At 58.9% G+C, this 17,080-nt stretch carries 15 protein-coding genes and 1 tRNA gene; 13 read left to right on the top strand and 3 right to left on the bottom strand.

From position 1 onward, the window contains the following. The first annotated feature begins 2 nt into the window (after positions 1-2). The 7 genes from NZK35_RS02065 to NZK35_RS02035 all read left to right on the top strand — a co-directional run bounded on the left by NZK35_RS02065 (position 3) and on the right by NZK35_RS02035 (position 6,050). On the top strand, positions 3-476 hold the full coding sequence (locus NZK35_RS02065; protein ID WP_259630939.1) for a prepilin-type N-terminal cleavage/methylation domain-containing protein: 474 nt from the start codon (positions 3-5) through the stop codon (positions 474-476). Beyond that, positions 473-916 (top strand): hypothetical protein, encoded by a 444-nt coding sequence (locus tag NZK35_RS02060; protein ID WP_259630938.1) that lies wholly within the window; start codon positions 473-475, stop codon positions 914-916. The genes NZK35_RS02065 and NZK35_RS02060 overlap by 4 nt, the downstream gene beginning before the upstream one ends. Next, positions 906-1,454 (top strand): hypothetical protein, encoded by a 549-nt coding sequence (locus tag NZK35_RS02055; RefSeq protein ID WP_259630937.1) that lies wholly within the window; start codon positions 906-908, stop codon positions 1,452-1,454. The genes NZK35_RS02060 and NZK35_RS02055 overlap by 11 nt, the downstream gene beginning before the upstream one ends. Before the next feature lie 19 nt (positions 1,455-1,473). Further along, positions 1,474-1,860, top strand: coding sequence for a hypothetical protein (locus NZK35_RS02050; protein ID WP_259630936.1), 387 nt, complete (start codon positions 1,474-1,476; stop codon positions 1,858-1,860). A 10-nt stretch (positions 1,861-1,870) separates the two neighbouring features. Further along, on the top strand, positions 1,871-3,493 hold the full coding sequence (locus NZK35_RS02045; RefSeq protein WP_259630935.1) for a PilN domain-containing protein: 1,623 nt from the start codon (positions 1,871-1,873) through the stop codon (positions 3,491-3,493). Beyond that, complete coding sequence (locus NZK35_RS02040) at positions 3,486-4,097, top strand: hypothetical protein (protein WP_259630934.1); 612 nt, start codon at positions 3,486-3,488, stop codon at positions 4,095-4,097. The genes NZK35_RS02045 and NZK35_RS02040 overlap by 8 nt, the downstream gene beginning before the upstream one ends. 75 nt (positions 4,098-4,172) lie before the next feature. Beyond that, positions 4,173-6,050 carry a hypothetical protein gene (locus NZK35_RS02035; protein WP_259630933.1) on the top strand — a complete coding sequence of 626 codons (1,878 nt, stop codon included), beginning with the start codon at positions 4,173-4,175 and terminating at the stop codon, positions 6,048-6,050. A gap of 8 nt (positions 6,051-6,058) precedes the next feature. Here the strand turns inward: NZK35_RS02035 and NZK35_RS02030 are convergent, their stop codons facing one another. Further along, the gene (locus NZK35_RS02030) at positions 6,059-7,822 is read right to left on the bottom strand and encodes a Na/Pi cotransporter family protein (protein WP_259630932.1); all 1,764 of its coding nucleotides are present in this window, start codon (positions 7,820-7,822) and stop codon (positions 6,059-6,061) included. Between the two features lie 432 nt (positions 7,823-8,254). On the opposite strand from NZK35_RS02030, the gene NZK35_RS02025 reads away from it, so the two are divergent. The 5 genes from NZK35_RS02025 to NZK35_RS02005 all read left to right on the top strand — a co-directional run bounded on the left by NZK35_RS02025 (position 8,255) and on the right by NZK35_RS02005 (position 16,250). After that, on the top strand, positions 8,255-10,339 hold the full coding sequence (locus NZK35_RS02025) for a Na/Pi cotransporter family protein (protein ID WP_259630931.1): 2,085 nt from the start codon (positions 8,255-8,257) through the stop codon (positions 10,337-10,339). Positions 10,340-10,453: 114 nt separating this feature from the next. Continuing rightward, positions 10,454-11,629 (top strand): Gfo/Idh/MocA family protein, encoded by a 1,176-nt coding sequence (locus tag NZK35_RS02020; protein ID WP_259630930.1) that lies wholly within the window; start codon positions 10,454-10,456, stop codon positions 11,627-11,629. Between the two features lie 206 nt (positions 11,630-11,835). Beyond that, entirely contained in the window at positions 11,836-13,935 is a 2,100-nt protein-coding gene (gene pta / locus NZK35_RS02015) for a phosphate acetyltransferase (RefSeq protein ID WP_259630929.1), read from the top strand. Further along, a complete protein-coding gene (locus NZK35_RS02010) occupies positions 13,932-15,143 on the top strand; it encodes an acetate/propionate family kinase (protein WP_259630928.1) in 1,212 nt (403 codons plus the stop codon). Before pta ends, NZK35_RS02010 begins: the two co-directional genes overlap by 4 nt. A 303-nt stretch (positions 15,144-15,446) precedes the next feature. Further along, complete coding sequence (locus NZK35_RS02005) at positions 15,447-16,250, top strand: peptidoglycan-binding domain-containing protein (RefSeq protein WP_259630927.1); 804 nt, start codon at positions 15,447-15,449, stop codon at positions 16,248-16,250. Here the strand turns inward: NZK35_RS02005 and NZK35_RS02000 are convergent. Then, entirely contained in the window at positions 16,228-16,575 is a 348-nt protein-coding gene (locus tag NZK35_RS02000) for a hypothetical protein (protein ID WP_259630926.1), read from the bottom strand. The genes NZK35_RS02005 and NZK35_RS02000 overlap by 23 nt on opposite strands. A gap of 84 nt (positions 16,576-16,659) precedes the next feature. Between NZK35_RS02000 and NZK35_RS01995 the strand changes: the two genes are divergently transcribed. Further along, positions 16,660-16,959 (top strand): hypothetical protein, encoded by a 300-nt coding sequence (locus NZK35_RS01995; RefSeq protein WP_259630925.1) that lies wholly within the window; start codon positions 16,660-16,662, stop codon positions 16,957-16,959. Between the two features lie 27 nt (positions 16,960-16,986). Here the strand turns inward: NZK35_RS01995 and NZK35_RS01990 are convergent. After that, positions 16,987-17,059, bottom strand: a tRNA-Gly gene (locus NZK35_RS01990). Positions 17,060-17,080 lie beyond the last annotated feature (21 nt).

Genomic DNA, 17,080 nt, shown 5'->3' with positions numbered 1-17,080 from the left:
CCGTGTTGACACATCGACGTCTACGAAGTGGCCTCAGCCTGATCGAGTTGCTGGTTGTCGTCACACTGCTGGGAGTGTTCGCGACCGCGGCATTGATGCGATTCGGGCGTGACACCTTCGGCGACACGGGAGCGAGATCGGAAGCAAGGTTGCTGTCCTTGGCAATGCTACACGCACAGCGCGCGGCGATTCGCACGGGAGATCCGCACGGCGTTGTGATGCAAGGCCCCGCGGCGGCCGCGACCAGTTGGGCGGTCATCGGGCGGCGTCAAGACGGTTCTCGGGTGACCGTCGAAGGGCCCCACCCCGTCGCCGAACGGGTCCGCGTGTCCGCCACTGCAAGCGAAATTTGGTTCGACTTTGAGGGCGTCGGCTCGCAACCGTTTGTGGCCCAACTGCGGGGTCCCAATCGTTCGTTCGCCGTCCAAGTGGAACCGTTGACGCGGATGATCCGAACGCAAGAGGGTTCGCCATGAACAGAAGCAACCCGCGGTCTGGACAAACCATGCTCGAGCTGATTGCCGCAACGATCGTCATCACGATTGCGTTGGTTCCGGCGCTAAAGTTGACGCGCACACGGATCGCCAACACGGAAGACCTGGAGCGGGCCGAAACGCGTCTGGCCTTGTGCACCAGCAAGTTGGAAGAGGAGTTGGCGTACACGGCTGCGAACTGGGAACTGAATTCCCATCGCGGCAATTTCGGCAGCATCGGACAGGCCGGCGTGTGGTTCCAAGTCTCGAAATCCGATGCGATCGCGGCCGGCGGACGGCCCGGCGAGCTGGCGACGATCGATGTCACGGTCTGGCACGACCAAGATGCCGACGCCACGCTCGACGCAGACGAGCAGCGCGTCAGACTGGCAACCAAAATTGCAAAACTTGTCGCCTACCAGAGCGAGTTCAGTGATCCGTAGAAAACCGTTCTTATCGATTGCTCACCGGCGACGCTGCGGTGTCAGCATGTTGGAACTGGTCATTGCCGGCAGCATGTTGGCCGGGGTGATGACCGGGTTGTCGCTGGTGATGCGTACCGCCCGCCAATCCTGGGAAACCATCGATAGCGAGTATGCGGTGTTGCAGCAGATGCACGCCACCTCACGGCACTTTGTTCGCGCGGCACGTGAAGCCGTCGGTGTCGAATCGATCTCGCCCGACGGCAACGCCATCACGTTGAAAATGCCGGACGACCGGACCGCGACCTGGCAGTGGTACCCCAATCGCAGCGGACAGGTGGGCGTGGTGACGTTTCGCGATTTTTCGAATCCGTCGGAGTCGATGCTCGCTCAACAAATTGACGACCTGAGTTTTTCGGGCTTCGACGCCGATGGTGTGACCGCGACCAATGACCCCGACGCTATTCATGTCATACAGGTTTCTGCGACAGTGACCTTGCCCAGATCTGCCGTGGCACAACGGACCACGCGTTGCAAGGTGTGGATCCGATCATGGTAAACCGACAACGGGTCAGTCAATGAACGCAACGACCTTCCCACGACCGATTCCCGTTCGACGCGGTGCCGCGTTGTTGCTGGCGATCTTTGTGATGACGCTGGTCAGCACGTTGGCGGTGGCGACACTGGATGCCGAAATGATGCGTTACATGGCACTGCGGAACACACGCCAGTGGGATGAAGCTCGCTACCTGGCCGAGGCGGGACTGAATGACGCATTCGCGCAGCTGGAAAAAGACATCTCGTGGCGGGGCGGGATTCCGGGTACCGAGTTTCCGGCCGGAAGCGGATGGACCTATCGGGTGACCGTCGCCGATGGTGCGGACGGTACCGTCGATCTGTTGTCCACCGGGACCGTGGGGAACTTCACGCGAACACTTCACGTCACCGTCAAACAGGGAGGATAAACACGCGACCATGGCAAGCACACTGCAAACCGATTTATTGAAGGCCGCCGATCGCGAACCCGCGACGCTTGAACGGCGCCAGTCCCCGCGACGGCGTGTCCGTCGCGATCGGCGAAAAGGTGTCAGCCGAACCGTCGGCATGGATGTCTCACCGTCGGGCATCGCGATCGCAGTCGTCGAAAAGTCGGGCGGCGAATCGAAGCTGATCGTCGAGCGAATCGCGTTTCCCGCGGACAGTGGACCGCGACAGGGTGATTGGAGTGACAGCACACTCACCGATGCACTCAACGAACTGGCGTCCAAATACAACCTCGGCGGACAAGCCGTCACGGTCGGACTGGGCGGCAACCCCTGCGTGACCCGCGTGGTCGCCGGGGACAACGAAGAAGTCGACAACGAAATTCGCGAACTGACGCACCGGACTCAGCGCTATATCGGGATGGGTTTGGGCAGCAAGGTCAGCTGCCAGAGCACCCATCGCATCGACGCCAAACGGAAACGTGTCTGCGTCACCATCGCGATTCGGCAAATGGTCGACGCGATCGCCGCGGCGGTTCAGTCGGCCGGGATGCGTTTGGCCCATCTGGAACACAGCATGTTGGTCCTGTGCCGAATCCTGCACGCCTATGAAAAAGACAGCCAAGTGCCGGTCTTGTTTATGGTCGAAGAGTTGGGCCGCGTTGACCTTGGCATCTCCTACCAAGGCCGGCTGTTGTTGGATTACCGTCCGGCGATTCCAGAGGCGTCGGTGACCCATGGATCGATCGTCCAGCGACACTTGAAGTGTTTGCGGCGTTATATCCATGCTCAATTGCCCACCGCGTCGGCCGACTTGTCGACATTGTTTGTTACCCAAACACATTCCGACCACGAATCACTGGATCAAAGTCTCGATGAACCTTCGATCCTGGGGCGCCAACGTTTTCCGATGGAAGAGTTGTGCGAAGGGTTTCAGGTGCAAGGCGAACTCTCGGAAGACTCCGGCACGATCGCGGCGATCGGACTGGCACGGCTGAACAATGACGCAAGGTTTGCCGAAGAAACCAACGATTTGGTGTCCACTTTACGCACCGGACGTCGGGTGCAATGGGTTCCACTGATCCAGTACACCTGGCCGATCACGCTGGCCGCATCGATCGCCCTGGCGCTGTTTCTGATCGGCCAACACACCCGCCGCTTGGCGCACCGCACCGAGGCGCAAATCGAAACGCTGACGCTGCAAAACGCTCAGGGAAACCGGATTCGCTTGACCCTGCAGCGGCGGATGCAGCGAGCCGAACAGGTCGACGCCCTGGCCGCCGGGATTCCGACTCGCGATTGGGCCGATGTGTTCCTGACAGCCGGACGAAGCCTTCCCCAGGGATCGTGGTTGGAATCCGTACGGATCGAAAATGATGAGACGGTCCGAATCAGCGGCGCCAGCTACTCCGGTGAAGCCGTCTATACCTATATCGATCGACTGAAACAGACCGGGATGTTTTTGCACGTGGCGCTCGAGTCCACCAGCGCGACTCGAAATAGCGTGGGCGCCCAATATCGATTCCAAGTCTCGGCGATCGTCCAGCCGAAGCAGCAACCGAAATCGTCCAGCCGAGTTGCATCGACCACCGCCGGAGGACTTGATCGTGGGTAACCCATTCGTCCAAGCGTTTCTCGATCATCCGCGCCGCGGCACCATCGTGTGGGCGACCGCCGTCGTGCTAGGCTTGCTGTTGGTGATTCCCGCATGGGATTACTACACCGGAAGCCGAACCGAGGTGGCGCGGTACAACACCGAACTCCGCGAGATCTCATACTCGTTGTCCAACCTGGATCTGCTGCGTGCCAAACTCAAAGAAGTCGAATCGAAGCCGAATGCTAGCAACCAGATGATGGACGGCGACGCGGCCGCACAAGTCCGCGAGCGAGTGACGAAACTGGCCCAACAGATGGGCTGTCGCGTGAGGCGTTTGACGATGAGCCACCCCGTGATTCGCCCCTGGCATGTCAACGACAATCCCTTCGATGAAGACGGCTCACGTGACGCCGAAGAAACGAACTTTATGCTGGAGACGCGGACACTGACGTTGTCCGTCGGAGGAAGTCTCGCAGAGCTTACAAAGCTCACAATCGCGCTGACCCGACTGGACCGTTTTGCCGTACCGTCAAACATGACCTTGCAGCGTGAGGGCAATGACGGACATTTGATCTTGGACGTTGAGATTTCTTTGTTCAACCTTGCCGAGACGTTCGATTGAGCAGGTGGGCACGGATGCTCAGACGCGCCGATCGGTGTTTTCGCGCCAGACCGGCCCATTCCACGGAGAGGTATTTTGGATCCCCACACCACGCGTGTTCAAGTCAAACGAAGGCGGATCAAGGCATCGCGATGGCCATTGGCGTCGACGGTTGTCTTTGCGCTAACGCTGTGCTTGATCGGTGGGGCTTCCGCACAGACCGATCTGTCGGTCAAGAAGGAGGTCTCGGCAGAGATCCAGAACAAGCTGTCCAAGCGTTTCAGTTTGGACCTCCGCGACGCCACGTTGCTGGAAGCCCTGTTTGCCGTTCGCGATGTCAGTGGGCTGAACATTGTCGTTGGCAATGAGGTCACCGGAACGGTCAATGCGTCGTTCGCTGACACGGCCGTTTATGACATCTTGGATTCTCTGCTGATCACGCGAGGGTATGGCTACCGCGTCGTCGGCGGCAGTCTGGCGATCGTACCGCTGGCGAGTCTTGGCGACCAATTGCCCCTTTTTCAAACCCAGGTCATCGGCTTGGTGCACTGCACTCCCGGCGACGTCTTGTCGTCCATCGAATCGATGCTTTCGCCCGAGGGCCGAGCCCATGGTGTCGAATCGAGCAACTCGGTCGTCGTGATCGACTATCCCGAACGCATCGACACCGTGCGAAGGCACCTGGAATCGTTGGAGACCGCGGCCGCGAGATATCGCCAGGAGCAGCGTTCGGCGAACGCTCAGCAGCGGGTGATCGATGGTAAATCGACTTCCCCGGACAGCGACATCGTCCGCGTCTTTCAAACTCAATACGTTTCGTCGGATATTTTGACCGAAGCGATCACACCGCTGTTGAGCGAGAGTGGACAAGCGACGGCGGTCGTGCTTGAAAACAAAGTCGTGGTCGCCGACAAGGCTGCCAATGTCCAGCGGATCGCGTTGGCGCTGGCCGAGTTGGATCAGCCGCGCCCACAGGTCAGGATCTGGGCTTTGATCTATGACTGCAGCACCGATGACCTGGAGCGGCTGGGGGTGAACTGGAATTCCGGCGTCAACAGTGCGTCCATCTCCGCCGCGACCGGCACCGCAGCGCAATCGATTGCGGTCAATGCCGTCACGTCGCCGCTGGCCACGGGCGCAAACGGCGTGGTCACCCTGACCAGCCTCAATCGCTACATGAACATCCAATCGATCATTCAAGCGCTCGACACCGCCGGCGATTCTCGGTTGCTGGCCGATCCGAACGTCGTCGTGATGAATCACGAGAAGGCGGAAATTCAAATTGTCACCGAGGTGCCCTATCAACAATTGACGCAAGGGCTGGAGGGAGGCACCATCGGCACGACGGAATTCCGCGAGGCCGGCGTGACGTTGAACGTGGTCCCGCACATTGCCGACGATGACACGATCGCATTGGTCGTCAATCCGCGTTTCAGCTTGTTGACCGGATTCAGCGAACCGGACAACGCACCGATCATCGACCGACGCGAGACGACAACCACCGTTCGAGTGGCCAACAATCAAACGATCGTGTTGGGCGGTCTGCGGCAACGCACCCGGATTGCAGAACGCAGCTCCATCCCCGGATTTGGCAAGATCCCCTACATCGGAAAACTATTTCGGCACCGTTCGGCCACCACGCGTGAAAGCGAATTGCTGGTCTTCATCACGCCACAAATCATCCTCGACCAAAGCATCGGAACCGCTCGCGAGCACTGCGTCAATCAAATCCTACAAAGACAAATCAATCAAACGCCGACGGACCCGGTTCCCTTTGGGATCGAACCCTTGCGAGCCGAACTGGACGCGCGCGCCAAACAGATCGATCATTTCAAACACCAGAAACCAGACCACGTACGGCAGTTACAAAGCTCGACCAACGCCTGTGAATGCTTCGAAATCCCGTGGGACCAGGCCTTCGAAAACCAGGCCGAACCGATCGACATCGGTTTGTCGGACCCGGTCGGACAGTGACGCAGCGGTTACACCACACGGTCCTGATCACGAACTGCCACGTCGTCCCGTTGATCAGCTTCCGGCTGTTCCTGGACAACGACTTCCGCCTGGTCGGCCATGGTGATTTTGGCGATCCGTTTGGCAAAGTAATACATCCGTTTGACGTATTCCATGATCTCCGATTCGAGTCGATAAATGGCCAGTCGATTCGGAGCCTTGGCCACCAGACGGGACGAAAGATGGCGCTCGGCCTGGTCGGAGAGAGCGTTGATGGTCGGTTTCGCAGCGGAGACTTCTCGCGCGATCTCGACGTCGCCGGAGACGACCGATCGGATCGCCCGTTCGGTTGCCCGGATCACCTCGATGTTCAACGCCTTCAGCACCGCTTCGGTCTCTTCGCTGATGGTCAAATGGTTCGCGATTCGTTCGCGCCCCGCCTGGATCAGGTTCGATTCGATCATGTCGCCGATGCTTTCCAGGTAATTCGCCACCGCCAGGTAGTCGTGCAACTGCTCCGATTGGCGGTCCGTCAATTGCTCCTGTGAAAGTCGCCCCAAATAAGTCACGATGGCTCCGTGCAGCGCATCGACGTGATCGTCGAGTTCCTCAAGTGCATCGATTTCTTGGCGTGACCCATGGATGACGGTTTCCAATGCGCCACGCATCATGTGCAACGCCGCGGCACCCAATCGGCCCAGTTCCATGCGAACAAGGTCCATCGCCAGGGACGGCGTCTGCAACAAAATCGGGTCCAGGTATTTGGGGTGATCCGGCTCGACTTTGGAGACCAGGCTCTCGGGCACCAGACGCGTGACAAGCCACGCCAGCGGAGTCGTCAACCCGATCAACAGGACCGTGTTGGCGACATTGAACACCGTATGCGCATTCGCGATCTGACGCGGCGTCTCGGCGGCGACGCGTGCCAGACCGGTCAGTTCTGGGCTTGCCGGTGAGATCCACGTGACGATCTGGGACAGTTGGGGGATAAACGCGAACCAGATCGCGACGCCGGCGACGTTAAAGAGCACATGGACGGCGGCGGCACGCACCGCTTCACGCGGTTTTCCGATCGAGGCCAGTCCCGCCGTGACGCACGTGCCGATATTGGCGCCGAAAATCAGCGCGATGCCGGCTTCCAACGAGATAAATCCTTGCTCGGCCAACGTGATCACCAATCCTGTCGTCGCCGCCGAACTTTGCACCAGTGCCGTGAAGACCGCGGCCAGCAGGATCGCCCAGAGCGGATTGTCCATCCGGTGCATCATGTCGACGAACGGGGTGTAGGAACGCAGCGGTGCGGTGCCGTCATTCATCAGCTGCATCCCGAAGAAAATCAGCCCAAACCCCATGATCAAGTGGCCGTAGTGACGGACGGTGTCGTTCTTCGTGCCGAATAACGTAAAAAAACCGATCGCAACCAACAGCAGGGAGTAGTGGGTGATCTTGAACGCGATCAACTGGGCGGTGAACGTGGTACCGATGTTGGCTCCCATGATGATGCCGATCGATTGCGTCAAGTTCATCAGACCGGCCGAGATGAAGCCGACGACCAGCACGGTTGTCACCGAAGACGACTGCACGATGGCCGTCACGATCGAACCGGCCAACGCCGCGGTGAAACGATTGGTCGTCAGCTTCGCCAAAAGCTTCTTCAAGTCGTCCCCGGCGATCAACTTCAGCGATTCGGACATCTGCTCCAGCCCGAACAGGAACAATGCCAATCCGCCGAGCAATCCCATCAAAAGAGGCCCGATCTGCAACGAGTCGGATGTGACTTCAGCCAACAACACGGCGGTCCGATAAGAGATTAAGATTCACGTGAATTTCCCCAAAGCTTAACACAAGCTTCGCCCCAATTTGGCCACTGGACAGTTCGGACACTCGCGCCGGCAGACGGATGGGCGAATACGCACGGGCTGATCGGCACCACCTCGTCGACACCACACCGGTTCATCGGCCTTCGACCACAACAAAGCATGACAGTGACGCGCAACCCCAGAAATAGCTTCGGTCGGCCCCTGCCTCTTGATTCGGTGCGTCAATGCCGTCCGGGACGCTTGCGGGCTGTCGATTTAAGCCCGCACGCGTTAGCAAGGGGCCACGCGGCGCCCCTCGCTCACGCGTCGGGCTGTCATCATGGCATTGATTTCGGAACATCGACTAAATCGACAGCCCGCTTGCGATCGGTTTACCGTGGTTGGAGGGGGGGCCTTGGTCTTGCGTTGCTCGTTTCCACACTCCTGTTCGGCCAATTCGCCGGCACAGTTGTCGCCGCCCCGCAGACGGACACTCCATCGGAGAACGTCTCGGACGCCCCGGCGACTGGGATTCCGGGGGACTCAAACGGATTGACGATCAAGCTGATTCCGGACCAGAAAGCGTTTCTCGGATCCCCCGCCACGCTGATCGATTTATCAAAAATTTTTGCCGAAACCGAGATCGGCGACGAGCCGTTCGAAATCGAAGTGCTGCGGAGCAAAAAAGATGTCGCGGAGGCGGTGGTCGACGGACACCGGCTTCAATTGAATTGGCAACGAAAAACGGCCAAGAAGCGCGAGGTCCTGTTGCGGGCGACGAGTGCTTCGGGAAAAACCGTCGACACCAAGTTCTACGTCGAGCTGTGGGAACCCGATTACTGGAAGTTGATTCTCACGGTGCTCGGTGGCCTGGGGCTGTTTCTGTTGGGGATGAAAAACCTCTCCGAGGGGCTGCAGGCGATCGCGGGCAACGGGCTGCGGCGGATGATCAGCATCGTCACGGACAATCGCCTGATGGCGACCGGGGTCGGGGTTTTGGTCACGATGCTGGTGCAATCCAGTTCGATCACGACGGTGATGGTCGTGGGGTTCGTCAACAGTGGTTTCATGACGCTGACCCAAGCGGTCGGCGTGATCATGGGGGCCAACATCGGGACCACGATCACCGGCTGGATCCTGGTTTTAAAAATCGGAAAATACGGCCTTCCGTTGGCCGGCGCCGCGGCGTTCTTCTACCTGTTTTCCAAGCGAGATCGGCTGCGATACTGTGCCTTGGCCGTGATGGGCCTGGGGCTCGTGTTCCTGGGACTGGAGCTGATGAAAGACGGTTTCGCGATCGTCAAAGAATTGCCCGAGTTCGAGGCTTGGTTCAAGGCCTTTGATGCCGGCACCTACCTGGGCGTATTGAAGTGCGCCCTGGTCGGCTGTGTGCTGACCTTCATCGTGCAATCGTCTTCGGCCACGTTGGGTATCACGATCGGCCTGGCTCAGATCGGCGTGATCGATTTTGATACCGCGGCGGCGCTGGTGCTGGGTGAGAACATCGGCACGACCATCACCGCATGGTTGGCGTCTTTCGGATCCAACACCAACGCCAAACGGGCGGCCTATTTCCATATCGTTTTCAACGTGTTGGGCGTCGCCTGGATCACCGCCGTGTTCCACTTTTACCTGATGCTGGTTCGCTATGTCGTCGCGGGCGACACCAACGCGGACATGACGCTGGGGGTGATCTCAAGCGCTGAAATCACAGCCGCGATTGCGATGGCACACACCGGCTTTAACGTGACCAACACGATTGTGTTTCTACCGCTGGCCGGATACATCGCGACGGCACTGAAACGGGTCATTCCCGATCGCAGGAGGCCGTCGGACGAGGAAGAGCATCTGACCAATCTCGACATTCGCATGCTCGAATCCCCGGTCGTCGCTGTCGAGCAATCCCGTGTCGAAGTCCTCCGCATGGTCAACGCCTGCAAGCAGATGATGGCGTGGTTGAAGGAACTGCATGAGACCGACGGCCCGGGCAAGCAATTACGAAAACAAATCCTAGACATGGAGGAAGAACTCGATGTCATGCAGAACGAAATCGTCACCTTCATGTCCAACTTGTTGGTCGGCAATGTTCCCCATGATGTGGTCGCCGAATCCCGTCGGCAGCTGCGACTGGTCGACGAGTACGAATCGATCAGCGACTGCATCGCAACGGTGGTCAAAGCGCATCGCCACCTCGAACGACACGAATTGCGATTGCCCGACGCTCAGCAACAGGAACTGATGGAGTTGCACACGATGGTGTCCGACTACCTGAGTCTTGTCAGCAACTATTACGAGCAACTCGGCCACGCCGGCGGGGCCGTGGAAGCACTTCCGCACGGCGAGTCGATCACCAAGCATGCCAAGTCGCTGTACAAGGGGGTGATTTCCAAACCGCCGGAAGAACAGCTCGAAGTCCGCTCATTGGTCTCGTACAACCGCATGGTGGCTGCCTACCGACGCGTCCGCGACCACCTGGTCAATATCGCCGAAGCGCTCGCGGGTGAAAAATAGTGACCGCTTCGGTGGCTTGTTGACCGTTGGCGCCACGCCCTATACTTAGCATCCCCCAAGATCGGTGGGCAACGAACAAGACTCCTTTCTAATCGAAACACGGCAGCGAATCTTATGAGTCAACGACCCCTCAATGTTGGTTTGATCGGCGGTGGCGGTGGTGCATTCATCGTCCAACCGCATCAACGCGCGATTCATTTTGACGGCACCCGGCGCGTGGTCGCCGCGGCACTGCATCCCGACCCCAAAGTGGCCTTGGAGGAAGCGGCCAACTGGGACTACCCGATCACGGGATACACCAACTATGACGAAATGATCGAGGTGGAATCCAAAAAACCGATCGGCGAACGCGTCGATTATGTGGTCGTGGTCACACCCAACCATGTTCACTTCGACCCGTCGATCAAATGCGTCCGCGCGGGGATTCCCGTGTTTTGCGAGAAACCGCTGACGCTCAATCTCGACGAAGCTCGGCAGTTGGTCGATGCGGTGGAAGAAGCCAAAATCCCCTTCGGCGTCGCACACACCTATCTCGGTCACTGGACCAGCCGGTTCGCCCGCTTCATCGTCACCAGCGGTTTACTGGGCGAGGTCCGTTGGGCCGATTCACGTTACTTGCAGGGCTGGCTGGCCGGGCGAACCGAAGATGCGGGCGTCGCCCAGGCCGAGTGGCGCGTCGATCCGAAAAAGTCCGGGATCAGCTGCTGTGGCGGCGACATCGGAACGCACGCACTGATGCAACTGCGGTACGTCACCGGACTTGATGTCACCAAGGTCCAGGCCAACCTGGTCACCTTCGTCGGTGGGCGTCTACTGGACGATCACTTCACGACCTACTGCGAACTGTCCAACGGCGGCAAGGCGCTCGTCCGCGCGTCGCAGATCGCCATCGGCCACAAGAACGACCTGGGCATCGAAGTCAACGGCACCAAGGGCACGTTGATCTGGGACCAGGAGTTCCCCGAACAGCTGAAAATTTTGTTGCCCGATCAGCCGGACCGCACGTATTTCCGCGGTGCGGTTTCCGCCAACGACGGATTCCTCGGCGATTTGCCGGAGGAGCTGATGGCCGAGCCCAACATCCCGGCCGGTCACCCGGAAGCCTTCCACGATGCCTATGCACGCCTGCATCGTTGCTTCGAACAAGATGTGCGAGCCTACAACGATGGCCAGCCCTTCAGCTGTGACGGCAGCAAGTACGCCAACGTGCAAGACGGGCTCAACGGGATGAACTTTGTTCAAGCCGCGGTCAACAGTTCGGCCAACGGTTCGACCTGGGTCGATCTCTAGTCCTCTTTGGCGACGCCGACGCGGGAATCCACGCCGCCACCTTCGCGCGTCCGAAGGTGGTCGCCGGCCGCGCTGCGGAGATCGTCCTGGAGATCATCCCGGGGTGTGACTGAACAAGAATCGGTCACACCCGATGTTGCTGTCGACGGTGACGCTGTAAAACCATTGCATCAGCGACCGTAATCGACGCATCCGGATCGAGTTCAATGGCCAAAAACCTTTACATTGCCGCAGGTGAACCCGACAGCGGCAAGTCCCTCGTGGTGCTCGGCATCATGGAAGTGCTGTCACGACGCGTCGAGCGTCTGGGCTTCTTTCGCCCGATCATTCGCGGCAACGGTAAACGCGACAACGATACCGAGCTGCTGCTCAACCGGTACTCTCTGAAGCAAGACTACGAAGAAAGTTATGCGTTCACCTCGGATGACGCACAAGCGATCGCGACCGAGAAAGGACTGTCGGTGCTGCTACGAATCATCTTGGAGAGGTACAAGGCGATTGAAGCGAGGTCCGACTTTGTTCTCTGTGAGGGCACCGATTTTGAAGATGTCGCATCGGCGTTCGAGTTCGACCTGAGCGCGCAGATCGCCACGCATCTCGGGACCCCCGTCGTCAACGTGCTGTCGGGACGAAACAAGTCACCCGAAAGCGTTCGCAGCGCCGTGCATTCGACCAGAATTGCGATGGTCGACGAAGGCTGCACGGTCACAGCAAATTTCGTCAATCGCGTCGCAACCGACAACATCGAAGCGGTACGACGCGAGGTGCAAAAGAGTTGGCTCTATGACGACCCGGTCTTTTTTGTCGCCGACGAACCGACGTTGGAAGCGCCCACGGTCGGCGCGGTCGCCGAGGCGCTCGGGGCGGTCCCGATTCGTGACGGCGAAATGGATCTGAATCGGGAGATCCTGACGATCTCGGTTGCGGCCATGCAGTTGCCCAATTTTCTGGAGCGGGTCCAGGAAAGCAAGCTGGTGATCACTCCCGGTGATCGCAGTGACATTCTGCTGGGATGTCTGGCCACGGTCGCGTCGGACAACTACCCCAAAATCTCCGGGATTGTGCTGACCGGTGGCATGCGTCCTCCCGAAAGCGTGACCCGATTGATCGAGGGCATTCGCCGCCCATTGATTCCGACCTTTGCCGTCGAGACCGATACCTACGAAACGGTCAGAAACGTGATGTCCGTCGACGGAGCCATCACCCCCGACAACGAACGAAAAATCCAAGCCGCCTTGGGTGTCTTCGAATCATCGATCGATCCCGAAGCCTTGGTCGAGCGGATCGACGTCGCACGCTCGACCGTCGTCACACCGGCGATGTTCGAATACGAATTGATCGAACAGGCGAAACGCCGCCGCCAACGGATTGTGTTGCCCGAGGGAGAAGACGAGCGAATTCTGAGGGCCACCGAGATTTTGCGTCGACGTGACGTCGCTGAGATCGTCTTGCTCGGCGATCCGCTCAAGATCCGCACGCTGGCGGACGAATCGGGAATCGACCTGGCCGGCGTCGAGATCATCGATCCCACTGACAATCCCTACCGGGAATCGTTCGCACAACGATTCTTCCAACTGCGTCAACACAAGGGAGTCACCGAGGATCAGGCCCACGATACGGTCCAGGATGTCAGCTATTTTGGCACCATGATGGTGTACGAGGGCATCGCCGACGGAATGGTTTCCGGTGCGGCACACACGACCGCCCACACCATACGTCCGGCTCTACAAGTGATTCGAACCAAACCGGGATGCTCGATCGTCTCGAGCGTGTTTCTAATGTGCTTGAAGGATCGCGTCCTCGTCTACGGCGACTGCGCGATCAACCCGAGACCGAATCCCGCACAACTGGCAGACATCGCGATCAGTTCCGCCGGCACCGCAAAAGCATTCGGTATTGATCCGATCATCGCCATGCTGTCCTATTCGACCGGCCAATCGGGCAGCGGCGAAGAGGTCGAGCGGGTCAAACAGGCGACCGCGCTGGTCCGCCAGGCCCGACCAGATTTATTGATCGAAGGTCCCATTCAGTACGACGCGGCGATCGATCCCGGCGTTGCCAAAACCAAACTTCCCGACAGCCAAATCGCCGGCCGCGCGACGGTCTTCATCTTTCCCGATCTGAACACAGGCAACAACACCTACAAAGCCGTGCAACGATCCGCCGACGCCGTGGCGATCGGCCCGGTAATGCAAGGGCTGAAAAAACCCGTCAATGACCTGAGCCGCGGCTGCACCGTCACCGACATCGTCAACACCGTCGCGATCACGGCGATCCAGGCACAGCGCAACGGAGCGGAATCGTGAAACAAATCCTGGTCCTCAATTCCGGCAGCTCGTCGATCAAGTACGAGCTATTTGACATGGATGCCGCTGGCGCGCTCGAATCCGGGCTCGTCGAACGGATCGGCGAAGGCGAGAGCCGCCTGAAACAAACGTTACCGGCGTCGACGCCAAAGTCCCCGTCCCAGTCTCGCTCAATCGAAGTTTCGGTTCCCGATCACCGCCAGGGCATGGACCTGATTCGACGTGCGCTGTCAGAAAACGCAAGCTTTGCCGGCGGTCAGTACCTGGTCGGTATCGGTCATCGAGCCGTGCACGGCGGAGAAACGTTCTCCGGTCCGACGTTGATCGACGACCACTTGATTCGGACGATGGAAGAACTGGTGCCGCTCGCGCCGCTGCACCATCCCGCCAACCTGATCGGAATGGAGGTCGCGCGATCGGCATTTCCGGAGGTCCCCCAAGTCGCCGTGTTTGACACCGCCTACCACCAGACGTTGCCGCCTCATGCGTATCGCTATGCCGTCCCACAAACTTGGTACCAGCGATATGGCATGCGCCGCTATGGCTTTCACGGTACCTCCCACGCCTACGTTGCCAAGCAGGTCGCTCGCCATCTCGGGCGTCCCTTGGCCGAACTGAACACGATCGTGTTCCATCTGGGGAACGGGGCGAGCGCGACGGCGATTCGGGGCGGCGTCAGCGTGGACACCTCGATGGGCTTGACCCCGTTGGAAGGCTTGGTGATGGGGACCCGCTGCGGCGATCTTGATCCCGCGATTCTGATTCACATGGGGAAGGAATCCGGGATGAGTGTGGATCAGATGGACGGAGTGTTGAACATGCAGAGCGGTCTCAAGGGACTGTGCGGGGCCAACGACATGCGAGAAGTGTTGTCGATGGAATCGAACGGTGATCAGGCCGCGGCCTTGGCGGTGGAGATGTTCGTCTATCGAATCAAAAAGTATTTGGGGGCGTACCATGCGGTGCTGGGGCGATTGGACGCCGTCGCCTTCACCGCCGGTATCGGCGAGCATTCACCCCAGATCCGGGCCCGCAGCTGCAGCGACTTGGAAACGCTCGGCATCGCCATCGACCCCGTTCTGAACACCGCGGTCGAGCCACCGATTTGCGAAATCCAAACATCCGACAGCCGTGTGAAAGTCCTGGTCGTCAGCACCGACGAAGAATTCGAAATCGCCGAACAAACCCTCGCCTGCGTGCAAAGTTAGGGTGAGACCGGACGGCACGCGGGCTGTCGATTGAGTCGGGTTCTGCTGAGTGAATGGTGAGCGGCTGGCCGTCAGGCCTCGGGCAACGTCGCCGTGCCCGGCCGCTTACGCGTCGCGGCTCACAAAACCGACAGCCCGCTCGCGCCGTTCCGCTAACGAAAGACACCCCGCTTGCCGCCAAAGCAGGTGGCTTTGTGCCAAGTGGACACGGTTCCGCGTGGCAATCTCGTTTGGCCTTATAATTGCGTGGCAGAGCATTGACGGTATCCGTCTCCCAATTCACTCGTTGGACGTAACGAAACCATGAATGAGACATTGGCCCGAATCGTTCGCTTCGGAAGTCGAGGAGAGGACGTGGTACAGATCCAGCAGATGTTGAATCAGGCACGTTCCGCATTGCCGCCATTGGTAACCGATGGAATCTTTGGCGCAAAATCAGAGTCCAGAACCCGAGAGTTTCAAGGCCAACACCACTTGGGGATCGACGGCATTGTTGGCCCCCAGACATGGGCGGAGTTGCTCGCGCAGCTGGGAAATATCCTGGGCATTCCTCCGGTCACAACACTCGACAAAGCAGCTTTCCGCAAACGTGTCATTGAGGAAGCGGGCAAGCTTGTCGGCAAAGTCGACTTTTTGCAAACGATCGATGGCCGGCCGAAAGGACTTGATCTGGTCCAGAAAATGTTCAAAGACGCGGCAGATGTGGCGCTTACCGATGATGATTTCAAAGATCCGATCAGCAAAGCGTGGAGCCCTCAACCCTACCTTTCTGGCAAGAAGAAGAGCTGGTGCGGTATATTCTGCGTCTATTGCTACCACCAAGCGGGTCTGCGGTCGATCCGCTGGGATTTGGGCGTTGGTGCCCCGCGAGGCCCCATTGCTTTGAACAGCTGGAGTCCACAGTTCGTGCAGAACATTCAGCTTGCTGATATCGGCACCGTGGCCACGCAGCAGCACCATTTTTTAATCGAGCAAGTGGATCCGAACAGCGCCTTCACACCGCGTCTCAATACCATCGACGGAAATTTGGTCGCGGGCAGGATTCAACGGCGAACCGGTTACCATGCCGTCGGCAAGGACAATTTCAACTATTACAGCCTCCACTAAGTTCGACCAACGAAAAGGCGGTCTTAAGGGGGAACAGGATTTTCAATGCGGCTTCGGCCGACGCAGTGACCCCGCTCACGTTGCTTCGAGCGTTGCATCTTCTTGTCGCCGTCGTTTCCCGGCTCTCCCATTTTTCCGCCCGCTCTTTTTCGGCCATCTCGATCGCGATGTTGGGATCACACGATGAAGAAATCAAACCACCAGCAGCGGCGTTCGGTTGCACACCGAGACCGTGGCGGGTGCGGAAAACTGTGCGTCGATGCACGGCACTCGCCAAAAGAATTCGCCGTTGCCTGCTTTTCCTGAAGCCGGACAGCCTGATCACGGCGTTGCCGCCTTTGGCACGAAAATTGCCCCTTCATTGAACGCGAGAAGATCCACTCTCGACAGGCATTCGAGGAGCAGAGCCATGTCACCCGATTCCCAAATCGCGGGCGATACTCGCGAGAAGTTGGAACAGAGGTATTTGGAACTAAAAGATCAACGTGACGATCTATGCCGCGATCTCGCCGGCTGGTGCGGTGTTTACATCGCTCCCGGAACCGATCCGGTTAATTCCATGGAGCCCTGTAGAGAAGCTGCCGAAGTTTGCCACAACACCGAAAAGTTGGAGATTCTTGACCGCATCAGCAACTACACGCTCGACATGCGAAAACTCCAAGAACTGCTTCGCGCGGCCGACGCCGAACGCAGTCACTTTGTGATCTAGCATGCCCGAGAGGACAAGCCGCACCAAAGCGGGTGACCGGATTCGAACCGGCGACAAACAGCTTGGGAAGCTGTCACTCTACCAACTGAGTTACACCCGCGATCAGCGGGCGCCTCTTAAG

The organism is Stieleria sedimenti, from assembly GCF_025060895.1.
Lineage (GTDB): Bacteria > Planctomycetota > Planctomycetia > Pirellulales > Pirellulaceae > Stieleria > Stieleria sedimenti.
Note: the sequence above shows the minus strand (reverse complement) of the source record. Positions and strands in the feature narration are given on the sequence as shown.

What these genes read in the sequence shown, in the direction of transcription:
- NZK35_RS02060 (WP_259630938.1), top strand. Translation starts at nt 473, where the DNA reads ATGAACAGAAGCAACCCGCGGTCTGGACAAACCATGCTCGAGCTGATT.
- NZK35_RS02050 (WP_259630936.1), top strand. Translation starts at nt 1,474, where the DNA reads ATGAACGCAACGACCTTCCCACGACCGATTCCCGTTCGACGCGGTGCC.
- NZK35_RS02045 (WP_259630935.1), top strand. Translation starts at nt 1,871, where the DNA reads ATGGCAAGCACACTGCAAACCGATTTATTGAAGGCCGCCGATCGCGAA.
- NZK35_RS02020 (WP_259630930.1), top strand. Translation starts at nt 10,454, where the DNA reads ATGAGTCAACGACCCCTCAATGTTGGTTTGATCGGCGGTGGCGGTGGT.
- pta (WP_259630929.1), top strand. Translation starts at nt 11,836, where the DNA reads ATGGCCAAAAACCTTTACATTGCCGCAGGTGAACCCGACAGCGGCAAG.
- NZK35_RS02005 (WP_259630927.1), top strand. Translation starts at nt 15,447, where the DNA reads ATGAATGAGACATTGGCCCGAATCGTTCGCTTCGGAAGTCGAGGAGAG.
- NZK35_RS01995 (WP_259630925.1), top strand. Translation starts at nt 16,660, where the DNA reads ATGTCACCCGATTCCCAAATCGCGGGCGATACTCGCGAGAAGTTGGAA.